Consider the following 2,079-nt stretch of genomic DNA (forward strand, 5'->3'; position numbering starts at 1 on the left):
TCTTCGACGATTACAACGGCGAGATTGCCGTTGTCACCCTCGACCCTGACTTGGAGTTGTACTTCGACTGAAGGGCGGCCGACGGCCTCGCATCAGCAGCGTGAGGAGCGCGACGGTCCCATCGGGCAAATGCGATTGACCAAGATATCCACAGCCCCGGGGAGCGTCCCGCCCTTTTTGCGCCGCCCGTGGCTACGTTTGGACCATGACTGCGGATACGGCACCCGATCCCTTCTTGGCACGGCCGCTGTACACCTTTCGCGAGGCGGCCGCCATCGTTGGTGTGCCGCCATCCAACCTGAGTTCGGTCATTCGTTTAGTGCCTGAGATTTCCTGGTCGTGAGGGCGTCGATGATCGCTCGTCGGTCGGGGTCGATCTGGGGCGGGATGGTCTGGGTGGCGCCGTTGGCGGTGATGGTCGCTGAGCGCAGGGGCCTGAGCTGGCGGATGACGTTGCGGATCGCGAGGCCGGAGCGCCGCTGGACCTCGCGCGAGACGGCCAGGGCGGTGAACACGATGGTCAGGTGGGCCTCGATGGCGTCGCGGGTCCGTACGAACATCGGCCTGGCGGCCAGGTCGGTCTTGGACATCCGGAACGACTGCTCGACGTGCCAGAGCTGGTGGTAGGACCCGGTGACCTCACCGGCCGCCATCAGCTTGGCGGGGATATTGGTGACGTAGCCCTTCAGCCCGACCAGGCGCCGCGCGCGGGCCAGGGCGGCCTCGTCCAGGCTGCGCGTGTCACCGGTGGTCTTGACGAATCTGGGGGTCCGGGCGGCTTTCTCACCGGCGATGACCGCTCGGGCGCGGTTCTCCTGCAACGTCAACGTCTTGCTATCGCGCGCCGCCCGCTTGGCCGAGTAGGCCCACACCGCCCGCCACGACCCGGGATGCTGCTCGGGGTCCCAGACCGGCTCGGCACGCAGCGCTTCGTCGTTCTCACTGCGCCGGCCGGTGCGGGGCGTGATGGTGTCGATGACCTGCCCGTCGCTGAACGCATCGCCGTGCCAGCGGAAGTGCGAGGCCAGGTCCAGCGGCGCCTTGGTCACTCTGGAGCCGACGATGAACCGCAGGTTCGCCTCCTCCAACGCGGCCAGGTTGCCCGCCGAGAGCATGCCGGCATCGGCCACGACGACCATGTCCTCGATGCCGTGGCGGTTCTGGAACTGCTTGATGATCGGGATGATCGTGGATGTCTCGGCCTGGTTGCCCTCATAGCAGCAGATCTCCAGGGGGAACCCGTGCCGGTCGACGAGCAGACCCACAACGATCTGTGGGTCGACGCGGCGTTCCTTGGAGTAGCCGACCTTGCGCAGGTCGTCCTCCTTCTCGGCCTCGAAGTACAACGTGGTCACGTCGTACAAGCACAGCGAGACATCACCACTGTGCGCGGCGTGGGTGAAGCACAGTTCGGCGACGTTGTCGCGGTAGGCCCCCGGGCCCTCGCCGGCTGCCGCCCGAGTCAGGGTGCGGCGCATTGTCTTCTCACTCGCCGGCCTCACGCCCAAGTCGCTCAGCACACGGCCGGTGTCCAGGATCGAGGTCGGCTCCACGATCCGGGCGATCACCAGATCTCGAAACACCGCGTCACCGATCGTGTCGAACCCCAGCTCGGTGAACACCGCGCTCAGCGCGTCATACAGCACCCGCGAGGAAGTCCCCACCACCCGCGGCGCAGGAACCGGCCCGCGTTCACGTGCTGCCGAGCCTGCCTCGTCGAAGAGCGCCGCCGCCCGCGGCTGGCCGATCAGCGTCGCCCTGGGCGCGGCCGGCTCCAGGCCGAGGTCGAACTCGCCCTGCCCTGGGTCCTCCAACAGCTCCCGCGCCCGCTCAACGAGCAGCCCGAGCTCGGCCTCGGTATGCGCCGACCCGATATGGGCCACGATCCGCCGCCGGCCATCGACGTACTCAGCGATCTGCACGGCCGTCGCTCCCGAAGCCGTCCGTACCCGCCGAATCCACGCCACACGCCCCACGGTAGAGCACCAATTAGTGCCACAGATCGGCGTCCCGCGGACCCATCGGCGCAGGTCAGCGAGTTACACCGTCACAGATCGCGACGCCGTGACCGAACTCAGG

General features: G+C 67.5%; 1 protein-coding gene. It reads right to left on the reverse strand.

Annotated features, from left to right (window positions below):
- Positions 1 to 308 precede the first annotated feature (308 nt).
- Entirely contained in the window at positions 309 to 1,967 is a 1,659-nt protein-coding gene (locus ACPL7H_RS18955) for an IS1634 family transposase (protein WP_424798298.1), read from the reverse strand.
- Positions 1,968 to 2,079: the final 112 nt, after the last annotated feature.

Source organism: Pseudactinotalea sp. Z1732 (assembly GCF_049724975.1).
Lineage (GTDB): Bacteria > Actinomycetota > Actinomycetes > Actinomycetales > Beutenbergiaceae > CALKWS01.